General features: G+C 34.3%; 16 protein-coding genes. 6 read left to right on the forward strand and 10 right to left on the reverse strand.

What is annotated here, in order from left to right; translation table 11 throughout:
* Positions 1 to 512: 512 nt before the first annotated feature.
* A complete protein-coding gene (gene metG / locus M1V25_RS09435; RefSeq protein ID WP_498843119.1) occupies positions 513 to 2,546 on the forward strand; it encodes a methionine--tRNA ligase in 2,034 nt (677 codons plus the stop codon).
* Here metG and M1V25_RS09440 read toward each other — a convergent pair.
* Both M1V25_RS09440 and yjgA read right to left on the reverse strand, forming a co-directional pair.
* Positions 2,523 to 3,029, reverse strand: a complete 507-nt coding sequence (locus tag M1V25_RS09440; RefSeq protein WP_498843120.1) for a retropepsin-like aspartic protease family protein — start codon at positions 3,027 to 3,029, stop codon at positions 2,523 to 2,525. The genes metG and M1V25_RS09440 overlap by 24 nt on opposite strands.
* Before the next feature lie 3 nt (positions 3,030 to 3,032).
* The gene (yjgA, locus tag M1V25_RS09445; RefSeq protein WP_116964814.1) at positions 3,033 to 3,557 is read right to left on the reverse strand and encodes a ribosome biogenesis factor YjgA; all 525 of its coding nucleotides are present in this window, start codon (positions 3,555 to 3,557) and stop codon (positions 3,033 to 3,035) included.
* 202 nt (positions 3,558 to 3,759) lie between these two features.
* Here yjgA and glyA point away from each other — a divergent pair, with 202 nt between their 5' ends.
* On the forward strand, positions 3,760 to 5,019 hold the full coding sequence (gene glyA, locus M1V25_RS09450; RefSeq protein WP_116964816.1) for a serine hydroxymethyltransferase: 1,260 nt from the start codon (positions 3,760 to 3,762) through the stop codon (positions 5,017 to 5,019).
* A 135-nt stretch (positions 5,020 to 5,154) separates the two neighbouring features.
* On the opposite strand, the gene M1V25_RS09455 is transcribed toward glyA, so the two are convergent.
* Together M1V25_RS09455 and M1V25_RS09460 are read right to left on the reverse strand one after the other, a co-directional pair.
* On the reverse strand, positions 5,155 to 5,700 hold the full coding sequence (locus tag M1V25_RS09455) for a LysE family translocator (protein ID WP_498843121.1): 546 nt from the start codon (positions 5,698 to 5,700) through the stop codon (positions 5,155 to 5,157).
* A 7-nt stretch (positions 5,701 to 5,707) separates the two neighbouring features.
* Positions 5,708 to 5,950: a hypothetical protein gene (locus tag M1V25_RS09460; protein ID WP_498843122.1), complete on the reverse strand. Its 243-nt coding sequence runs from the start codon at positions 5,948 to 5,950 to the stop codon at positions 5,708 to 5,710.
* Between the two features lie 613 nt (positions 5,951 to 6,563).
* Between M1V25_RS09460 and M1V25_RS09465 the strand changes: the two genes are divergently transcribed.
* Together M1V25_RS09465 and rpsU are read left to right on the forward strand one after the other, a co-directional pair.
* Positions 6,564 to 6,770 (forward strand): cold-shock protein, encoded by a 207-nt coding sequence (locus tag M1V25_RS09465; protein WP_116964820.1) that lies wholly within the window; start codon positions 6,564 to 6,566, stop codon positions 6,768 to 6,770.
* Positions 6,770 to 6,979 carry a 30S ribosomal protein S21 gene (gene rpsU, locus M1V25_RS09470; RefSeq protein ID WP_116964821.1) on the forward strand — a complete coding sequence of 70 codons (210 nt, stop codon included), beginning with the start codon at positions 6,770 to 6,772 and terminating at the stop codon, positions 6,977 to 6,979. The genes M1V25_RS09465 and rpsU overlap by 1 nt, the downstream gene beginning before the upstream one ends.
* A 434-nt stretch (positions 6,980 to 7,413) precedes the next feature.
* On the opposite strand, the gene M1V25_RS09475 is transcribed toward rpsU, so the two are convergent.
* Positions 7,414 to 8,271, reverse strand: coding sequence for a universal stress protein (locus M1V25_RS09475; protein WP_498843123.1), 858 nt, complete (start codon positions 8,269 to 8,271; stop codon positions 7,414 to 7,416).
* Between the two features lie 382 nt (positions 8,272 to 8,653).
* On the opposite strand from M1V25_RS09475, the gene M1V25_RS09480 reads away from it, so the two are divergent.
* Positions 8,654 to 9,061 (forward strand): hypothetical protein, encoded by a 408-nt coding sequence (locus tag M1V25_RS09480; protein ID WP_498843124.1) that lies wholly within the window; start codon positions 8,654 to 8,656, stop codon positions 9,059 to 9,061.
* Between the two features lie 499 nt (positions 9,062 to 9,560).
* Here M1V25_RS09480 and M1V25_RS09485 read toward each other — a convergent pair whose 3' ends face one another.
* Both M1V25_RS09485 and M1V25_RS09490 read right to left on the reverse strand, forming a co-directional pair.
* The gene (locus tag M1V25_RS09485) at positions 9,561 to 10,778 is read right to left on the reverse strand and encodes an MFS transporter (protein WP_498843125.1); all 1,218 of its coding nucleotides are present in this window, start codon (positions 10,776 to 10,778) and stop codon (positions 9,561 to 9,563) included.
* Between the two features lie 47 nt (positions 10,779 to 10,825).
* Positions 10,826 to 12,901, reverse strand: a complete 2,076-nt coding sequence (locus M1V25_RS09490; RefSeq protein WP_498843126.1) for an AMP-binding protein — start codon at positions 12,899 to 12,901, stop codon at positions 10,826 to 10,828.
* 422 nt (positions 12,902 to 13,323) lie between these two features.
* Between M1V25_RS09490 and M1V25_RS09495 the strand changes: the two genes are divergently transcribed.
* Entirely contained in the window at positions 13,324 to 15,009 is a 1,686-nt protein-coding gene (locus M1V25_RS09495) for a peptide ABC transporter substrate-binding protein (RefSeq protein ID WP_498843127.1), read from the forward strand.
* 188 nt (positions 15,010 to 15,197) lie between these two features.
* On the opposite strand, the gene M1V25_RS09500 is transcribed toward M1V25_RS09495, so the two are convergent.
* The 3 genes from M1V25_RS09500 to M1V25_RS09510 all read right to left on the reverse strand — a co-directional run bounded on the left by M1V25_RS09500 (position 15,198) and on the right by M1V25_RS09510 (position 19,543).
* Positions 15,198 to 15,473 carry a YxzC family protein gene (locus M1V25_RS09500; protein ID WP_498843128.1) on the reverse strand — a complete coding sequence of 92 codons (276 nt, stop codon included), beginning with the start codon at positions 15,471 to 15,473 and terminating at the stop codon, positions 15,198 to 15,200.
* Positions 15,473 to 17,194: an RHS repeat domain-containing protein gene (locus M1V25_RS09505; RefSeq protein ID WP_498843129.1), complete on the reverse strand. Its 1,722-nt coding sequence runs from the start codon at positions 17,192 to 17,194 to the stop codon at positions 15,473 to 15,475. The genes M1V25_RS09500 and M1V25_RS09505 overlap by 1 nt, the downstream gene beginning before the upstream one ends.
* An 87-nt stretch (positions 17,195 to 17,281) precedes the next feature.
* Entirely contained in the window at positions 17,282 to 19,543 is a 2,262-nt protein-coding gene (locus tag M1V25_RS09510) for a DUF6531 domain-containing protein (RefSeq protein WP_498843130.1), read from the reverse strand.
* Positions 19,544 to 19,828 lie beyond the last annotated feature (285 nt).

A 19,828-nucleotide genomic window follows, 5' to 3' on the forward strand; every position in this document is an offset into this window, starting at 1 on the left:
TTTCTGCTCGCGCCGCTTGTAATATTTTCACCATCTCTTCAAACGTTGGCTTTTTTACACCTGTTAAACGACGAAACTCATCTGCTGCTAACTTGTTTATCGTTTCCCATCTCATTGATCATATCCATCTTGAATTTTTAAATAGCTATTTTGCTAGATTAAATACGGTTTGGAAAGAACTCTATTGTAATTAATCTTTATATCAACCGTATTGAATGGAGTAGAAATATCTAAAATGCTAAAGTAAACACTACCCGCATTTCCTTCGTTAAGCTCTTTATCAAGCAGTTTAGCTATCGTTATGGTTTGGATATAATTGCTAATGTGTATCAAAAGGTAGTTATCAGTACAAGGGATTTTAAACCATGCCTCAAAATATTAAATAAACCACTACATGAGCTACTTAAATGAAAAATCTTCGTGTACAGAGAAATGGTTTGTATGGATGTATGAATCATCAAACAAAACGTATATAATTAGCCCCACTTAAATTGCCTATCACAAAGGTTAATATGCGAAATATTCTTGTTACTAATGCTTTACCGTATGCTAATGGACACTTACATTTAGGGCATATGCTTGGTTATATCCAATCTGATATTTGGGTGAGGTTTCAAAAAATGCGTGGTAATCAATGTCACTTTGTTTGTGGCAGCGATACTCATGGTACACCTATCATGTTGAAAGCGCAAAATGCAGGTATTAAGCCTGAAAAGCTCGTTGAGCAAATGAGTCAGTCACATCGCGATGATTTTATCGATTTTGAAGTGGAATTTGATAATTATCATTCGACTCATCATCCATTAAATCAAGAAATCGTTGAACAGATTTATTTGAAGTTAAAAGCAAGCCACTTGATTGAAATGCGTGAGATTGCTCAAGCTTATGATCCGAAAGCAAAAATGTTTTTACCGGATCGTTTTGTAAAAGGAACATGCCCAAAATGTAAGGCAGAAGATCAGTATGGTGATAGCTGTGAAGTTTGTAGCGCCACGTATTCACCTATAGATTTAATTAATCCCAAATCAGTAGTGACTGGTGAAACACCGATTCAAAAAAATAGTGAACACTTCTTTTTTAAATTGAGTAAATTAAGTGAAGATATTCACAAATGGATGAAACATACCAAAGCATTACAACCAGAAGTTCAAAATAAACTAAAAGAGTGGTTTGAATTTGGACTTCAAGACTGGAATATTTCACGTGATGCCCCATATTTTGGTTTTCCTATTCCAGGCACAAATGAGCAAAAATATTTTTATGTATGGTTAGATGCACCAATGGGTTATATTGCAAGTTTCAAAGATTTATGTAATCGAGCGGGAATTGATTTTGAAAGTTATTGGAAAAAGGATAGCCAAGCTGAGCTGTATCACTTTATTGGTAAAGATATTATTTACTTTCATGCACTTTTTTGGCCTGCTATCTTAAATGCAGTGAATTATCGTACACCAACGGGAATTTTTGCTAACGGATTTTTAACCGTAAATGGTAAAAAAATGTCTAAGTCGCGTGGAACATTTATTGCAGCGCGTACGTATTTACATCATTTGAAGGCGGAGTATTTGCGTTATTATTTTGCCAGTAAATTAACGCCACGTATTGATGATATTGACTTAAATTTAGAAGACTTTATTCAAAAGGTAAATTCGGATGTAGTTGGTAAAGTTGTTAACATTGCAAGTAGGTGTGCTGGGTTCATTAATAAGCAGTTTAATGGGGTGTTAGCTTCACACATTCAAGACCAACAAATCGTTGAACGTTTTCATGCGATGCATGAAGAAATTACTCAATTATTTGAAAAACGTGATTTTGCTCAGGCTTTACGGATTATTATGAACTTAGCAGATCAAGCGAATCAGTATATTGATTATCATAAACCTTGGCAGTTAAATAAAACAGAAGGTCATGAGGCATTAGTGCATGATGTTTGCAGCCTTGGTATTAACTTATTTAAGATCATAATTGGATATTTAAAGCCAATTATGCCTGAGTTAACATTAAAAGCCGAAGGTTTTTTAAATATCAATCAAATGCAATGGGCGGAAATTCCTAACTTGCTTTTTAATCATAAAATCAATGCGTTTAAACCATTAATTGATAGAGTTGAAGCAGAGAAAATTGAATTAATTATCGAGGAAACAAAAAAGATGCAAACAGAAGCAATGTCAGTTAAAGAAACACAAAAAGCTCAAGTGACAAAAAACAGTTTAAATATTGCAGATGAAATTAAAATTGATGATTTCTTAAAAGTCGATTTACGTATTGCTAAAATTATCGAAGCTGACCATGTTGAAGGATCCGACAAACTTTTGCGTTTGAAGCTTGATTTAGGTCAAGAGCAAAGACAAGTTTTTTCTGGCATTAAATCGGCGTATAGTCCAGAGAAATTAGTTGGAAAGCATACGGTAGTGGTTGCTAATTTGGCGCCTCGTAAAATGCGTTTTGGTATATCAGAAGGGATGGTATTGTGTGCAGGAGAGGGGGATTCGTTATATTTACTCGAGCCTGATGAAGGTGCATTACCAGGTATGCGAATTGGCTAAGTTTTGTTTGAGAATAAGCGTGTTGTCTTTTTGAATCATTTCAAGCTGTCTTAATGCGCTCATACCAAGCAAAATGAAATCATCGTCACTACTTGGGTTGATACTTGCTCGTACATTATTCAAAACAATGTTCCCAATGGTAAGCGTTTTAACGTAAGTTTGGTATACAGTAATATTGCCATTTGCTGTACTGACGGTATAGCCTAAACCTTTTTTTAAGCCAACTTTTTTTGCAATTTCCTCAGGAATGGAAACTGAAGTAGCACCTGTATCAATTAAAAACTTCACCTTAAGGTCATTGATTGTGCCATAGCTCATATAATGGTGATTATAAGCACGTAACGTTACGATTTTTTCGCTTTTGCTTTTCTCAATAAAAGGGGTCAGTGCTGTATTTTCTTTATACTGTAAATATGAATGGGCAATATACGTTATAAGGATAAAGACAATAACCCAAAAAGCATACATAAATCGTTTTTGCATAGGTTACTGCATCGTTTCTTTGAGTAATTGAAATATTTGGCGGTAGGATTTCAGCGGTTTTTGTTGTGAAATTTCTTTGTGGTGGTTGCGAATAAGTTGACGCAATTGCTGAACATCAATATTGGGATAATCACTCATAAGCTTATTAAGTGCATCTTTGGTGGTGTGTTCGTTTACAAGCTCATCACGCAACTGCTCTAAACGGTGCAATTTTGCGCTTTGAGCATGATTTTTTTGGGTAAACCCTTCGTAAATTTCATAAGCTTTTTCTAAATCAGTATTGCGCATAAGCTTGCCGATATATTGAATTTGGCGTTTTAAAGCAATACGTTGCATTGATTTTGCTTTTAAAATTTCATCAATTATTTTTTCATCAATCGGAAGCTTTTTAATACGTTCTTCACTTAATTCAATTAATTTCTTACCAAAATCTGTAGTACTATGTGCTTCTTTTTTTATTTGGGTTCGACTTTTTTGTTCATTGGTGGCATCATAATGATCGCCATTTGCATAATACTCTTGGATCATCGCTCGTTTTCAGTAGGGTTTTAGCGTAAGGATATGTAGAATCATATCATATAAATCATTATTATAAAGAGAGGTTTTAACATGGATGAACGTAAAATCAACATAGCTCGTTAATGTTTTTAATAGGATTTTGTCATAATGATGTGTAGAATAACACACCCATTCTTGAAGTCTCAGAAACCTTTATTAGGAGGATATTTAAATGTTTGATCGTTGTGTGTCTATTGCAAAATTTGATCCAGAGCTATTTCAAGCAATTGAAAAAGAAAATAAACGCCAACAAGAACATATTGAATTAATCGCTTCAGAAAACTATGCAAGCCCAGCAGTAATGGAGGCGCAAGGTTCTCAACTTACTAACAAATACGCTGAAGGTTATGCCGGTAAGCGCTATTATGGTGGGTGTGAATATGTTGATGTTGCCGAAGAATTGGCCGTTTCTCGTTTAAAAGAGTTGTTTGGAGCAGATTATGCTAATGTACAACCACATTCAGGGTCACAAGCAAATGCAGCTGTTTATTTCGCACTTTTGCAACCTGGAGATACTGTTTTGGGTATGTCTTTAGCGCATGGTGGGCATTTGACTCATGGTGCAAAGGTAAATTTTTCAGGTAGGTTATTTAATGCTGTTCAATATGGTTTAGATCCTAAAACTGGTGATATTGATTATGCTGAAGTGGAACGTTTGGCAAAAGAGCATAAGCCTAAAATGATTATTGCAGGCTTTTCGGCTTTTTCTGGAATTGTGAATTGGAAAAAATTCAGAGAAATTGCCGATCAAGTTGGTGCATATTTAATGGTTGATATGGCACATGTTGCAGGTTTAATTGCAGCAGGAGTATATCCGAATCCTATAGCTTATGCCGATGTTGTAACAAGTACCACTCACAAAACATTACGAGGTCCGCGAGGTGGAATCATTCTTGCTAAATCAAATCCTGAGCTCGAGAAAAAGTTTCAATCGATCGTATTTCCAGGCACACAAGGTGGACCACTTATGCACGTTATTGCAGCAAAAGCCGTGGCATTTAAAGAAGCGCTTTCGCCTGAGTTTAAAACCTATCAACAGCAAGTTGTTAAAAATGCTAAGAAAATGGCTGAAGTTATTATGTCGCGTGGTGTGAATATTGTATCAAATGGCACCGAAAATCACTTAATATTGATTGATTTAATTAGTAAGAACAGTACAGGGAAAGATGTTGAAATGGCACTGGGGCGTGCTAATATTACGGTCAATAAAAATTCCGTGCCTAATGATCTGCGTTCTCCATTTGTTACAAGTGGGCTACGTATTGGAACACCTGCGATTACAACACGTGGCTTGAAAGAAAAAGAGTGCACCCAAATTGCACATTGGATATGTGATATTATCGATAACCTTGGCGATGAGAAACTGGAGGTAGATATTAAGCAGAAAGTGATTGATTTATGTACGCATTTTCCTGTGTATAGTAATACTTAATTGTATAAAGCTTTTTTTTTTTGGAAAAACTCGCTTAAGTTTCTATTTTTAAATTTTTAACATTAATATTGCAACTAACAATAATAAACATGACATGCACCGATAAATAATCTTTCTACTAAACCGGTTTGCAAGTTATTTTTGTATGTTTTGCCCAAAATAGCTATAGGTTATTCCGCTTAGGCATTGCATGATCAGAAATGTAACTGCCAAAGTTAGGGTATTTGTAAATATACCACCATCTGTATCAGTAAACTGTGGAATAACGGTACTAAATAAGATAATTGTTTTGGGATTTGAAGCAGCAACTAACGCTCCTTTAAAATACATACTATTAAAAAACCGCCATTGATATTTTTTAAAGGATACAGTTGGTTTTTTAATTATTGCTTCTGATGATGCCGTTTGCCACTGCTTCCAAGCTAAGTAAAGTATGTATGAAACACCTATTATTTGTATGAATTTTAGAATAAATTCATATTTGAGAAAAACAGCAGTAAGACCAACAGTAAAAATTAATAATGATACTAAATATGCACTGCTTGCCCCTAGCTGAGCAAGTAAGGTTTTTGTGAACCCATTGTTTGCAGCAACAGTCATTAAGAATATTGTCATAGGTCCTGGGCTAAAAACCATAAGTGTACAAAATATAAGGTAGTATAAATAATTTTCAATTAACATATTTGTATTAAATAACCTCATATTGCAGTGAGTGATAAATATCCTTTATTTCCTGTAGGGTTTGATGCGTTGTAATCCCACGTGTTTCAAATGCAATTAAACCTTTCCATTTGCATTCGATTATTGTTTCTACAATTTGTTTATAATTAAGCGTTCCTTCATCTAAGTACCAATGTGAGCAGCCAGAATCCGCTGCTTCAACTACTGCCAATTCTGCACTTAAATATTTTTGATGAGCAAAGCCGAGCATAAATGGCAACCCATAGTTAATTGTGCGATTGGTTGTTTTATTTCTCCATTTCTCCTAAATTAAATATGATCTGAGAGAATAATTATATTGTTTTTTGTTACAAATTGTCAAATAATAATTATAATTTCTCTTTATATTGTATTTTATTGTGTAGTTTGTAATTTTTAATTCAAAATAAAAAAATAGTTTACATTTAATGAATTTTTTCAACAATTTATTTTCAATTAACTCAACTTAATAACCATTAAGGTCGTTATAGAAATAAGTTTTGAGCGAAACAACCAGAATATTTGATAAAATAAAATATCTGTTAGAACCTGTTCAAAGTCTGTTATGATCTCCTAAAATCTACGTTTTTAAATTCCAACAGGGAGGGGAGTTGAAATGCGAAAACGCTATCCAAATAAGTTAGATATGAACGTTATGGTTAAATCACTTTTAGTTTTTGTATAAATTTTGCTAATATGCTCATATTCTAAATGAAAGACTTCTTCTATAATATGTAAGTTCTACAAAGTATGCTTTTATGCTTCCATAAGTTGATCAGTTTTGTTATGCTGTGATAGCAATAAATAATGTTGCCTAAATTAATAACCAAATAGAGAAAATAAATATGAGTAAATTACAAGGTACAGTGAAGTTTTTTAATGATGCAAAAGGATTTGGATTCATTCAACCGAGCAATGGTAGTAAAGATGTTTTTGTACATATAACAAACTTGGATGCTACAGGTGGCACTTTACAAGAGGGTCAAACTGTAGCTTTTGTAGCAAAGCAAGGTCAAAAAGGTATGGAAGCTGTTAATGTTGAATTAGTTTAATGCCTAAAATAAGGGTTGATGATCGCAGACCTTTTGAGGTTAATTTAAGGCAATTTAAACGTGCGTGTGAAAAAGCGGGCATTATTAAAGAGCTACGAGAAAGAAAGCATTATATTAAACCAACAGAGCAACGGAAGATTGCAAAAAGAGTGGCAATAAGTCGCACAAAGAAAGCTGCCAAAATGGCATTACGCCCAAGATTTAGTTAAAAAACTAAAAGCAACTGATCGAAAAGGTGTAACTTTAATAAGATCAGTGATCGCAACAACATTTTGAGTGTCTTACTCTCTATGTAAGTCTAAACGCTAACATTATATAATACATTTGTTTGTTTTAGCTCTTTTATGTGCTTCCCAAATAATTTGCTTGGGAATATTATCAAAAGGCTTTGTTGATATTAAATTTATTTCTTCCATATTACGTTTGACTCATTTCTAAACAACGGCACGCCCGAAATATTTTGATAAAACGCAATTGATTCTTCTAAATTATTAACGTGAATCATAATAGGTGCCAAGCGCATAATATTACTCATAAACTTTGATAGATATGAATCAAGATGGTAAGGAATCAATGGTGATCATACAATCAAAAATGAGCATAAAAGAGAGAAAATTTATATGATATTTTAGGTAGGCAAGCACTAAGCTTTTAGCTTTTTAACTAAAACGTCTTGTTTGGCATGATGTAAGACGGCGTTAGCTGTTGAACCTAAAAAGAAGCGACCAAGTGCACCACGCTGATGACTCCCAATCACAATAAGACCATAGCCATGTGATTTGGCTGTTTCAGTGATTTCATCTGCTGCGTTACCTGTTTGCAAATAACGTTGACCTTTAAAACCATATTGCATTGACCATTCATCTAATTTTTTTTGCATGTCTTCAGTCAACTGAGTTTGCACCTCAGGCACAATGCCATAAATACCAGTAACAATGGTTGGATCTCCTTGAACACAAATTGTCGAAACAGAGGAATTGAATGTGGTTGCTATTTTTTTAGCAAGTTTAGCAACTTCAGCACTATCGTCTTCTAAATCAGTAGCCAATAAAATCTTGTTATAGTTGGTAACTAAATTGGGATGATCTTCTTGAATGCGTACAGTTAATACATCACATTTTGATTTATGTAAAACGCTGTTTGCAGTTGAACCCAATAAAAGGTTTAGACCATGACGTGCATGAGAGCCAAGAATCACCAAATCGCAACCATTTTCTTCAGCATAATGTGTGACTTCATGATTAGGGTTGCCTTGTGCTATATGAAACTCTGCTCTTATTCCTTCAAATTGCGGCTTGATTGCTTGTAATTTTTGTCTTGCATTTTCTTGTAAGCTCTTTTGAAAATCCATTGCAGCTGGAACAAATTCAGCAGTATTATCAATAACGGTCATAATATCAAGTTGCAAATGAAGTTTTTGAGCAATTGATTTAGCTGAATCAAGTATATGTTGAAAATCTTCATATATATTGATGGCAACAAGTGCTTTTTTATATGACATAGATTAACTCCCTAGATTTTTTCCATTAAACTAATTTCACGAAGCTAGTGTAGCATACTTTAAGTTAACTGCTAGTGTGTTTTGTTTTTATAAAACTATTCTAAATCAATAATTGTATAATTTTTAAATATAACCTGGAATCTTTATTTGTGTTGATTTAATATTTTTGACATTTGCTCAAATGTCAAACAAGATAATCTTACCTATCTGTTTAAAGGAAGCTGAAATTTGCTGCTAAATGACAGGGTAATAGGGCTAAAGGAATAAATCTTAGTAGATTAGTCATTTTGATGACTTTAATTCAATGGTCTTGATCTTGCAAACATATCTTATTTACACTGAATTCACTAACATGACATCACAAATAAAAATGAAGAAAATAATGCCTGAAAAAAAACTGATAAAATTTAATAACCGTGGAAAAGCATTTTTAGGTGCTCCTTCAGGTGGGAGGTGCTTTGGAGCTGTCGTTAACTTTTCACACAACCAGGTCGTAAAAAAAATAAAAGATGCTTATGTAAGTTCAACTATTGCTGATCTGATACAAACTAAAGCAAGTCTAATAAAAGAAGATAAAGATAAAATTTATGCTGAACAGTTTTTAGAAAGTAAAACTTTATTTAAAGCAAACACCATGGAGGCTTTAGTAGATTTAATTATCAATTCTCCTCCGGGGCTTTATAATATAGAGATGCGACACGATAAAAAAGAAACAGGTCATATAATAGCAGTTAATGTAATTGACAGCGAAAAATCGTTATACTTTGAACCTAATAAAGGAATATATTAAATCTCAACACAGGAAGTTTCAAAGTATTTCAAAAAACATGATGAAAAGGGACAGTATAACCATTTTACTTTAAACCAAATTAATGAAATATCGTCTAAAAAGGCTTACGAAATAATGAACATGAAATCGAAAGACAAAAATTGGTTAAATAATATTGTAGAGGGGTATTTTACTGAAACAAAAGAGCCTTTCAACACACCCTTCAAGACTATGTTTGAATCAAAACAAGACTTTGAAAACCGAATTAACCAAAATTACTCAATAAACAGGTAAGAAGGGGATATTAAAATAATTGGGTAGATTCTTTCTAGGTTATAATGGCTACAATTAGTAATCTAGGAATGAAAAATGAAACAGAAACAACAAAAATTATTATGTTACTCAAAGAGTAGTTATTATCGATTTAAAGCGCTATATGAGCAAGGTGAAGAATAGGGTGGCAAAATATTCTATCAGACTTCGGAGGATACAAAAAGTGTGGCAAAAGTGTTGTACTTTATTAACGCTTGATTAGAAAAATAACAGTTAGAGCGGCAATAATATAAGCCATCAGCACAATTAGCATCCCATTGTGGTAGCTATTGGAGTCATATAAATAATTGGTTGCCTTTCCTTGTTGACTCACACGAATAATAAAACCAACAAGTGGTTGAAAAATAAAACCTGAAATGACAACAGCCATATTATTAAAGCCAATAGCTGTTGCACGATGTTCTAATTTATTATTACGACTGACCAGTGAGAAACTCAACGCTTGCCCAGCGCAAGCTGCTCCTGCAAGCAAAAATAAGAAGATCAGCGCCATTAGGCTAGTAATAGGTATAAACATAATAAGTGCAAATCCTACTACACCGATTAATGCACATATTGTTAGTGTTAATTTTAGTTGATGTGTTTTATCTGCGACGAAACCAAATAGGGGGCTACCGATTGCAATGCCAATCCACATAAAAGTCACGATGGTGGCAGAGGTTGCAAAGGGTAGATTAAAGTATTGTTCAACAAATGCAATACCGTAAAGAGATGCAACAACTGCCATTGGCATCCACAATAAGCAAGCGTAAAGGGCAATAAACCAAGTTTGAGATTGTTGAGCCACAGTCTTAAGAGCAGTCCATGCTTTGGTAGGAGCATTAGTTAAATGCTTATTAGGTAGCTTTAAAAATAAAAGCATGATGACAAAAAGTACTAAACCAAAACTGCTGATAATCACCATTGTGGTACGCCAGCCAAAATGCTTAATAAGTGGTAACAGTGGAAGTGCACCACACATTGCACCTAATGCTGCAAGCATTTGAGTGATCCCAGTAATGAGTGTAAAGTAGTGCTTGCTAAACACATGACTTGCCACTACTAAAACTCCAATAAAGGCAAATGCTGATCCAAACCCCATAAAAATCCGTGCACAAGTTGCCAAATAAAAGTTTGGCGCTAATCCAAACAAGAAACCACCAACGACACAAATTAATAAGGGCAATAAAATAACATTACGTGCAGAAAAGCGATCATAAAACAAACCAGCAGGAATTTGCATAAAGGTATAAGTAATAAAATAAGCACCTGAAGTAACTCCCAACCAAAAAATATCAATTTTTAAGCTATTCATAAGATGATTGGTCATAATGCCAGGAGAGACCTGAAGCGCCATTTCAAAAAACAAAAAAAGAGCGACTAAAATAAATAAAAATATTGAGCGTACCATCATGTTTTGCCTCATTTTAAAATTTCCCTAAAGTAGGGAGCTAAGCTTGCTTAGCTAAGTGTTTATAAATTACATGGCGTATTTCGACAATATCGTTGGTAATGTGTCTTCAGTTCACGGTGCATGACTTTGTTACTTGCTGTACGTGGCAACTTATCTGTTAACACAATGTCACTGATTTTAAACAAAGGATTAAGTCTCTCCTTGAGTATGCTCTGCATTTTATTTTTAAGTTCAACTGGGCTGCAGTCTTGTTTGGTTACCACATAAATAACGAGCTTACTGATGCCTTCATTTTCATCACTAACCGCAATTGCCGCCAATTCATAAACGTTGTCAAGTTGAAGGAGAACTTGCTCGATCTCAGCACTGGATGTTTTGATTCCACCTAGATTCATGGTGTTATCTGCTCTACCTAATGAGCGATAATATCCATTTTCTAGCCTTAACAATAAATCACCATGACGGCGTAAAGGCACGTTATGGTAATAAGGCATTTTTTCATAGTAAATAGCGTTATTATTGGCATTGAGTAATCGGTTAGATAAGCCCAATGCACATGAACTTAATGCAGCCTCACCTTGTATTAGTCCTTCATCATTTAGAATTTCTTGTTGTGTATTTAATAGTTTTAACTCAATACCAAAACAAGGTGTAGAAAAACAAGAAGGTACATTGGGTTGTAATAGTGTTGAGCTTATATAAGCACCACCAATTTCAGTGCCGCCACAGTATTCAATAATCGGTTTATAGCCTGCTTTCATGGATAGGTAAAGCATATCTTCAGGATTGGAAGCTTCGCCTGTAGTTGCAAAGAGTTGAATGTGTTGCCAATTTATCTTTTCCAGTAGATTTTGATTACGCCAAGCATTGACAATACTTGGAATAACACCGAGTTTTGTCACTTTGGCTTTTTCAACAAATCGAATAAAATCCAGTGAAGTTGGAACACCATCAAAAAGTGCAAGAGTAGCACGATTAATAAAAGTCGCAAATATAAGCCAAGGTCCCATCATCCAGCCAAGATTCGTTGGCCAAGCCCAAATGTCAGACGTATTGGTATTCATATATAGCTTGGCATCAGTTGCGGCTTTTAGCGCAGTACTTTGTTCCCAAATAATTGCTTTAGGTGTGCCAGTCGTGCCAGATGAAAAAAGGACATTAATAGGTGTTTGTGCACTTTGCATATATGAGTTAAAATCGCTTTTTAATGCGATCGGAAGATTTAATAGACTTTCAAAATCAATATCTTGTGGACGTAGATGTAATCTGGTGTAACTTGAATGCGTTTTTAAACAAATGATGGATGCTACTTCTGTTTCAGTTATTTTTTGATACAGAGCTAAGGCTTTATCATTTCGCTCAATAAAATCTTGTGTAAAGACAAGTTGACAGTTACTTATTTTAAGTCTGGTACAAATTTCATTAATAGAAAAACTATCTGCAATTGAAACTACAGTTGAGCCTAATTTGATAATAGCAATATACATAGCTACAGCTTCAATATTCATCGGCATTACAATTGCTATTTTGCTTTGTGGTTTTATTTTATAGTGCGTTATTAATGATTGTGCAATTCTTGTGCTCAGAGTGTCTAGCTCTTTATAGCTAAGTGTTTCTATCGTTATTTTTTCTTTTATATGCTTGTGATAGAGAATAGCAGGTTTATTCAAAATCGTGTTGTCAACATTCACACAACTGTTTGCTATATTAAAGCGTGCATTTGGCAACCAAGTAGGTGTATAAGGAAATAAACTGTAATCAAAAACACAATTAGCAGGTTGTGTAAACTCAATCGCTAAGTCATCAATAGCTTGTTGCCAAAAAGCTTTAGCTTGTTCAATACTATAACGGTGAAAATCTGCAACCGTATCAATATTCAGTCGCTTCATCCATTGTGCAAGGTAGTAATTTTGGGATACTTTTTCATCAGGTAACCACATTGGTTTAAAAGACTCGTTTTGATAACACAACTGATAGAGTTTTAAATGCAAAGTAAATGTGATATTTGGGTTTAGAATTTCTTTTGTGAGCACCTGCCATTTTTGTGAAGCAGTAAGGCTACTATTTTCTAAAATGGTTTGAATATGCTGAGCTTTGTCTGCCAATACGGTATTGTCTAAAAAATATAAATCCATTTGGTTATTCCTAAAAGATAACATACAAGCTTTAACCATAAAGTATTGTAACTCAAATATTCTGAAAGTAGAAAAGCTTCACTTAGCAATCTTTTTAAATAATTTATGAGAAAGAAGAAAGAAAATTGTAGAATCTAAATGTCTTAAATTTAGATAAGTCTGCAATAAAGAATTGACAAACGTTGCTTTTATGTAAAAAAATGTGACTTGATGTTCTTGTGAAGTTATTCAAATTTTAACCAACAAACCGTAACAACCCATATAAACTAATGGCTTTAGTTGGCTAAATTAAATCAAAACTAAATTTTGCAAGGGACTTAGTTGATTGTGAATTTTTAAAAGGTGGAAAATAAAAATCTAATCACTTAAGTGTGTAAACATCAACTTACAATTTTCATACAATAAAAAAGAGGAGAGAGAACGTGCAAATATACAATACTAAAACAAAACTCAAAATATCAATACTAGCCATCTCAGCTTTGCTTATAACAGCCTGTGGAGACGAAAGTACAAAAACAACTAAGAGTGAAAACCTTAAGCAAGAAACAAAGTCAACTAACCAAGCTAATCGTGCATTAAATATTAGCTTAAGGGAAAACATTCCAACCATTGATCCAGCATTGGCAAGTGATACAACCTCGGCTCGCGTTTTAAATGATTTATTTGAAGGCTTAGTTGCTGAAGATGAAAATAATAACCCTATTCCAGGTGTGGCAGAATCATGGGATATTTCAGATGACGGAAAGGTTTATACTTTTCATTTAAGGAAAGAAGCTAAGTGGTCAAACGGCGAACCTGTCACAGCAGAAGATTTTGTATATTCTTTAAAGCGAGCAGTAACACCAAGAACAACAGCTGTGATGGGGGTTTATTTAAATGCGATTGGTAATGCAAAGGAAATTCTTGCTGGGAAAAAATCGCCAGACACACTAATGGTTAAAGCCATAGATGAAAAAACATTGGAAATTACCTTAGCTCATCCACAAGCTTATTTTCCGTCTGTGTTGATACTAGCAACAGCTCAACCTGTTTACCCACCAGCTATAGAGCAATATGGCGATCAATGGACACAGCCACAGAATATCGTTTCAAATGGAGCTTATAAGCTAAATAAATGGGTTACAAATGGTGTGTTGAGTGTAGAAAAGAATCCCTATTATTGGGATGCTAAAAACGTTAAGATTGATCAGGTTAATTTTTATCCCATTACCTCACCATCTGATGAGTACAATCAGTTTCGAGCGGGTCGAATAGATATGACTTACAGTTTACCACAAACAACCAGTAGTGAGAACTATCAAAAGAGGTATGGTGAGCAATTTAAGAATATCACACAGCTGGGAACATATTTTTATTGGATGAATGTAAAAGTCCCTGGATTAGATAAACTTGATGTAAGAAAAGCATTGACAATGACAGTTGATAGAAAAGCAATTACTACACATGTTCTTAAAATGGGTCAAACGCCGTTATATAGTATTGTGCCAGATGGTATTCAAAATGGTATTTATGCAGATATTTATAAAACACTACCAAGCTATGATTGGGTCAACTGGAGTATAGATAAACGTAATGATGAAGCCTTAAAACTTTTACAAAAATCTGGTTACTCAAAAGATAATCCACTTAAATTTACTATTTCATATAATACTGATCCAACGCACTTACAAATTGCGCAAGTAATTGCACAAATGTGGCAAAAAGCTTTTGATGGTGTAGTCAAAGTAAGCGTTCGTAATGAAGAATGGAAAGTTTATCTGCAAACGCTTAATAAAGCGGATTTTGAAGTTGCACGCCAAGCTTGGATTGCTGATTATAATACTGCAAGTAACTTTGTCAGCATGTACATTTGTGGCAGTAGTAGTAATCGTGGGCAATTTTGTAATGAAGAGTTAGACAAATATTACTATCAAGGTTTAGGTGCGACAACTTTGCAAGAATATGATGAAAATATGAAAAAAGCGATCATGGTTGCAATGGATAACTATTACACTTTGCCTGTTTACAATTATTCATATTTTCGATTAGTAAGCAAAGATATAGGAGGCTATAATCCAACAGGTAATCATTTAGATCATGTTTATTCTAAATGGTTTTACTTTAAATAAATAATGTATTATAGGCTGCCCAACGCTTTGACGTATAAGTTAAGGCTTACAAATGGATGGGTTAATTAAGCAGTATCTTCAATAAAAAGATGCTTTCTATTTTTAACTTTTTCAAAAAGTATAAATTTTTATACATTATAGAAAATGGGAAATTTTTACATGTGAAACTTCAAACTAACAATACTTTCTTATTTTTGAATTGTGTTGCACCAATTATTATAATACTCCTCTATATCCGACAATGAATGCATATACTCATTAGGAGATATTTTAAGGTCAACACCATATAGATAGGATACAGCGCGCCACATATGGTCTTGATATTTCTTTGGATCGAAGATCAATGTATTATTATCAAATTCTTCTATTACTTTGTATGCCCACCGATCTGCTTCTTCTAAAGATAGGCGATTATTTATTAATTTTACAAAAATATTGTGTATATCCTTTAATGTTAAAATCATCACCGATTCCCCATAAAATTACCATTTTTATCAAAAGTGTAATGAGTCTTGACTCCATTATTCATTTCTGGTCTTACTTGACGGACTCTACCATTATGATCAACTGTTTCATGCCATGTCCGCTTAGCTCCACTTTTATAATTCCACTCTCTAACTATTCGTCTACCTGCCATTTCTCCATGTGTTTTTGCAGAACTATACTCACCATAAAAGCGATATTTTCCATTCTGTAGTTCCTTGATATTTCCTTGTCCATATTCTTCAGCTTGACGCAAATAGTTCCTTAAATTTGCAGCTTGAGATATACTTTCTGCTAAATTATTACCACCACAAACCTGTCCAGTTTTACAAGCATTAGTTTGTTTAGAAATCTCTTTAGGTGTTTGTCTTGCAGCCTCTGCCTTATTTGCTGCTTTTTCTGTCTTGCTTGCTCCTTTTGTAAAGGCTGTCGCTATCGGCTTCCAAACGAATTTTAATACCGCCACCACAACTATTCTTGCAACTACAACTGGATTTTCACCTGTTACATCTATTACATTATAACCTGCGTATGCGTAAGAGTATTGTGAACCCCCTGATAAAATATCTAATGGCTCAGGCTGTAAATACTGTGCAAGTTTGGGGTGATAAAAGCGGGCGTTATTGTAATAAAAACCTGTTTCTTCATCATAATACTGCCCAGGGAAGCGTAAGTTTTGCTCAACAATACCATTTGCATCGATTTCAAAAGGTTTAATATTAGCGCGCCAACTTTCTCTGCCTTGTTGATCTAAAAGATACATGGGCGTAGTGTTTGCATGGTTCATAAAGTAATACGTTGACCCATTAACAATCTGGGCAATCGGTTGATCATCTAAGTAAATAATATCGGTAACGGTAATCGAATGTGGTGCGATAATCTCTATTAGTTTTCCAAGCTGATCATAAATAAAGATAGTTTTTTTGCCATCAACCACTTTGATGACACGCTGATTGAATGGACTATATTGATACTCAGCAACAGGCTTGCCTGCTTTGCTTACCTTTATTAAGTTATTAAACGCATCATAACTTAATGTCATTTCTCCTAGTTTAGTAACATTGCCATTACTATCATATTCAACATGATGGCTTTTATCATCAGTGTAACTGTTAAGCTTATTGTTATATTGGCTAAACTGTATTTTGCCATTGATGCTACTGACTTTTTCACGCATAGAATTGCTGTAATGGCTATCATCATACACAAAGCTTTGATTTTCAGTCGCCGATTGCATCGTGGTAATACGATTAAGTAAATCGTAAGTGTAAGCCTTACTTTCTTGTGGTAACTGTCGGTGAATAGTATTAATGATATTGCTAACTTCATCATAACTGTAATAATCTTCAAGCTCACCGACTTGCTGCTTTGTTAACCGATAGCTCAAATCGTAGTCACGGGTTAGTTTTAATTGATTACCATAGACCAGTGATTTGACAGAACCAAATGGCATATATTCAATTTCAGAAGCAATTGAAGAGAAACTGTTATTACTCGTGATACTATCGATTTTACCCGCTTGATTATAATGATAATTCACTTTAAGTCCACTTGGATAAGTGATCGAAGTCATTTGACTGTCTTTGTTATAGCGATACTCTGCTTTGTATTCTTTACTATCAATGATATATATTTGAGCGCTAATATTCCCAATAGTATCATAGTGGTTGTCTATTGCTGTTAGCTGATTGGTTGATGGCATATAGCGCTCAATACGACTTAGCTTGCCAGTTGCATGAGATCCTTGGTCATAAAAATACTGAAGCAATTTTTTAGGGGTTGTGTCTTTCTAATCTTGAGCACTAATCTTAGTCACACGATTAAGCAAATCATATTCATAGCCAAATTGTTGATTTTTACCATCCTGATATATTTTGAGCTGTCCTTTATCATTATAGCTATACTTTTCTTCTTCCTTGCCTTGACGTTTAAGCGATGTAATATTTCCCCATACATTGCGTACATAACTGCTGTGATATGAAGCTGTATCAACTGACTTTATGTATCCTAGCGCATCGTAAGATAAATTTAAATAATCTAGCCTTTTACCTTCTGGTGATATTTTTTCTATATTAGTAAGACGTTCATCACCATCGTAAGTGTAGCGATCTGTTACCTCTTTACGATCAACTAAATACGCTGGTTGAACTTGCTTTTCTTTGTAAAAGTAGGTTCGTATGTCGTTACCTTCACCATCACCTTGATGATGTAAGCGATTCGCGCTATCGTATTCATAGGTTTTTTTAAAGACCAGCTTCCCTGTCTGATCATAAATTAACTTTGTAGCAATATTCCCCATCGGGTCTATTTGTTGAACGTAGCGATTTCCTTGATGATCTTTAACACTACGCAAATCCCCCCAGTAATTAAAGTCATAATAGGTAGATACGCCTTCAGCTGAAATGATTTTGTTAATAAAATTGTTTTTGTCATAATTCAATAAGGTTTGATCGGTGTCATTTATGGTGATTGAAACGGGTAAATTCATCGCATCATATTGATAGCCTGTTTGAACGTCATTTTCATTGGTAAATAGTAATAAATTACCCGATGGATCATACTCATCATAAGTGACTTTGTGACCCAACTCATTGGTAATACTGACAAGCTTTCCCTTATCAGTATACTGATACTGAATCACCGCATCTGGTTTATCATAGTTATGTGGTGCCTGAGCAGTAATCGGGAAACCTTTATCATCATAAGTATACTGCCATACCTGTTCAGATTTACCATCACTGCTACTGATACGCTTAGGGCGCTGTTTGTGGTCATAGCTAAGATGTAAGGTTAAACCACCTAAATATTTAACTTCTTCGGGTAATCTATGTTGATTCCATCGGTAATTAGCTTCTTCATAAATCGTTGAACCATGAGCTATTTTTTTCTGACGCAATAAACCCTTGTCATCATAATAGGTACTAACATTTACACTCTCGCTTTTAACCTCTTTAGGAAAAACGTGGCAGTCATGGCTATGCTCAAATAGTTTCTGCTCAATTAGCTGCCCACGATCAAAGGTTTTTATTTGATATTCAATGGGATAACTTGATGCTTTATGTGAAGCAAAGTCATACTCTTGTGCACCACCTCTTGGTAATCCAACCAGTGTTTTAAAATAAAAATCCCAATAGCTATCGGTTAAATGGTTTTTATAAGCAAAAGTAAAAATAGCATCTTCATAACCTGCGTTTCTTATCTGGCGGTTATAAACTACTCGCTGTTTATGATCATATTGCCACAGCGATACTGGCTTCTCTTGACCATCATAAACGCCAGCAAGGTTACCCTGCTGATCATACAAATAATGTATTGAACTACCGTTAGGGTAATCAACAGAAACTAATTGATTATCAGCATAAATATAAACAATGCGATTGCCATCAGGTAGTTCAACAGCACTAACCAATCCATTGCTATCTGTTTGAGCAGTTAGCTTATATCCAAACTCATCCGTAATGACAATTTTACCGTCAACATATGTTATCTTATGTGATCGACCATCTGAGTTAGTATGTTCAATAAGTAATCCATTTCTATCAAAGATATAACTGCTATTGTCTAAAAATTTCAGTGTATAACCATTAGGTGATTGTAACAGAGATAGGCGTGTGTTTTCTTTTGATGACCACAGCTCAATTGGGTCTGACCCTAGCATTAGCGGTTTATATTCATTAAAACAGATACGCTTACCATCAATATCCTGTAAACAAATTTGCTGATGATCATTCGCTTTCTGTTCTGTGCTTAACTGAACATTAAAAACACTGCTCCACCCTTTGCCGAAAGGTTGATGTTTTAAAGCATTTAATTGTGAGTTGTAATAGCGCTTGATTTCAATTGGATTTGGACTGTTAACAATATAATCTATCCTTTCAAGATGCATATTGCCATTAACGGGATTGACTGGATCACCAACTAGATGACAAGGGTCTCCCAATTCCGAAAAAATATCTCGAGTATTTAAGTCTTTGCGGCAGGCATAGCTGCTTTCAATACAAAGAAATAAACCAGAGAGATAAGCAATCGTTATTAAAGCTTTTTTGACCAATTTATCATCTTCAAATCAGGTTAGGCACTGTTAGTAATAATATGAGGTTATGGTTAACCGAGGTAGTATTTTTGTGTAAAGAATGGTTGTCTTTGGTTTAGGACTAGGGAGATTAAATGAATAAAAAGGTTGTTGGGAGTGTAATTTGGTTATGGTAAAAAAATTTATCCAACAAAAGTTGTTGAAATAAAATAACATGATTGATACTATCAATTTTGAATCATTATTAAGAGACCCCCATTTCTTAATCGCAACCTCCTTTCCACTGACAAAAAAAGGATTTAC

Origin of the sequence: Candidatus Nebulibacter yamunensis (assembly GCF_024208055.1) — a bacterium.
GTDB classification, from domain to species: domain Bacteria; phylum Pseudomonadota; class Gammaproteobacteria; order Francisellales; family Francisellaceae; genus Caedibacter; species Caedibacter lacustris.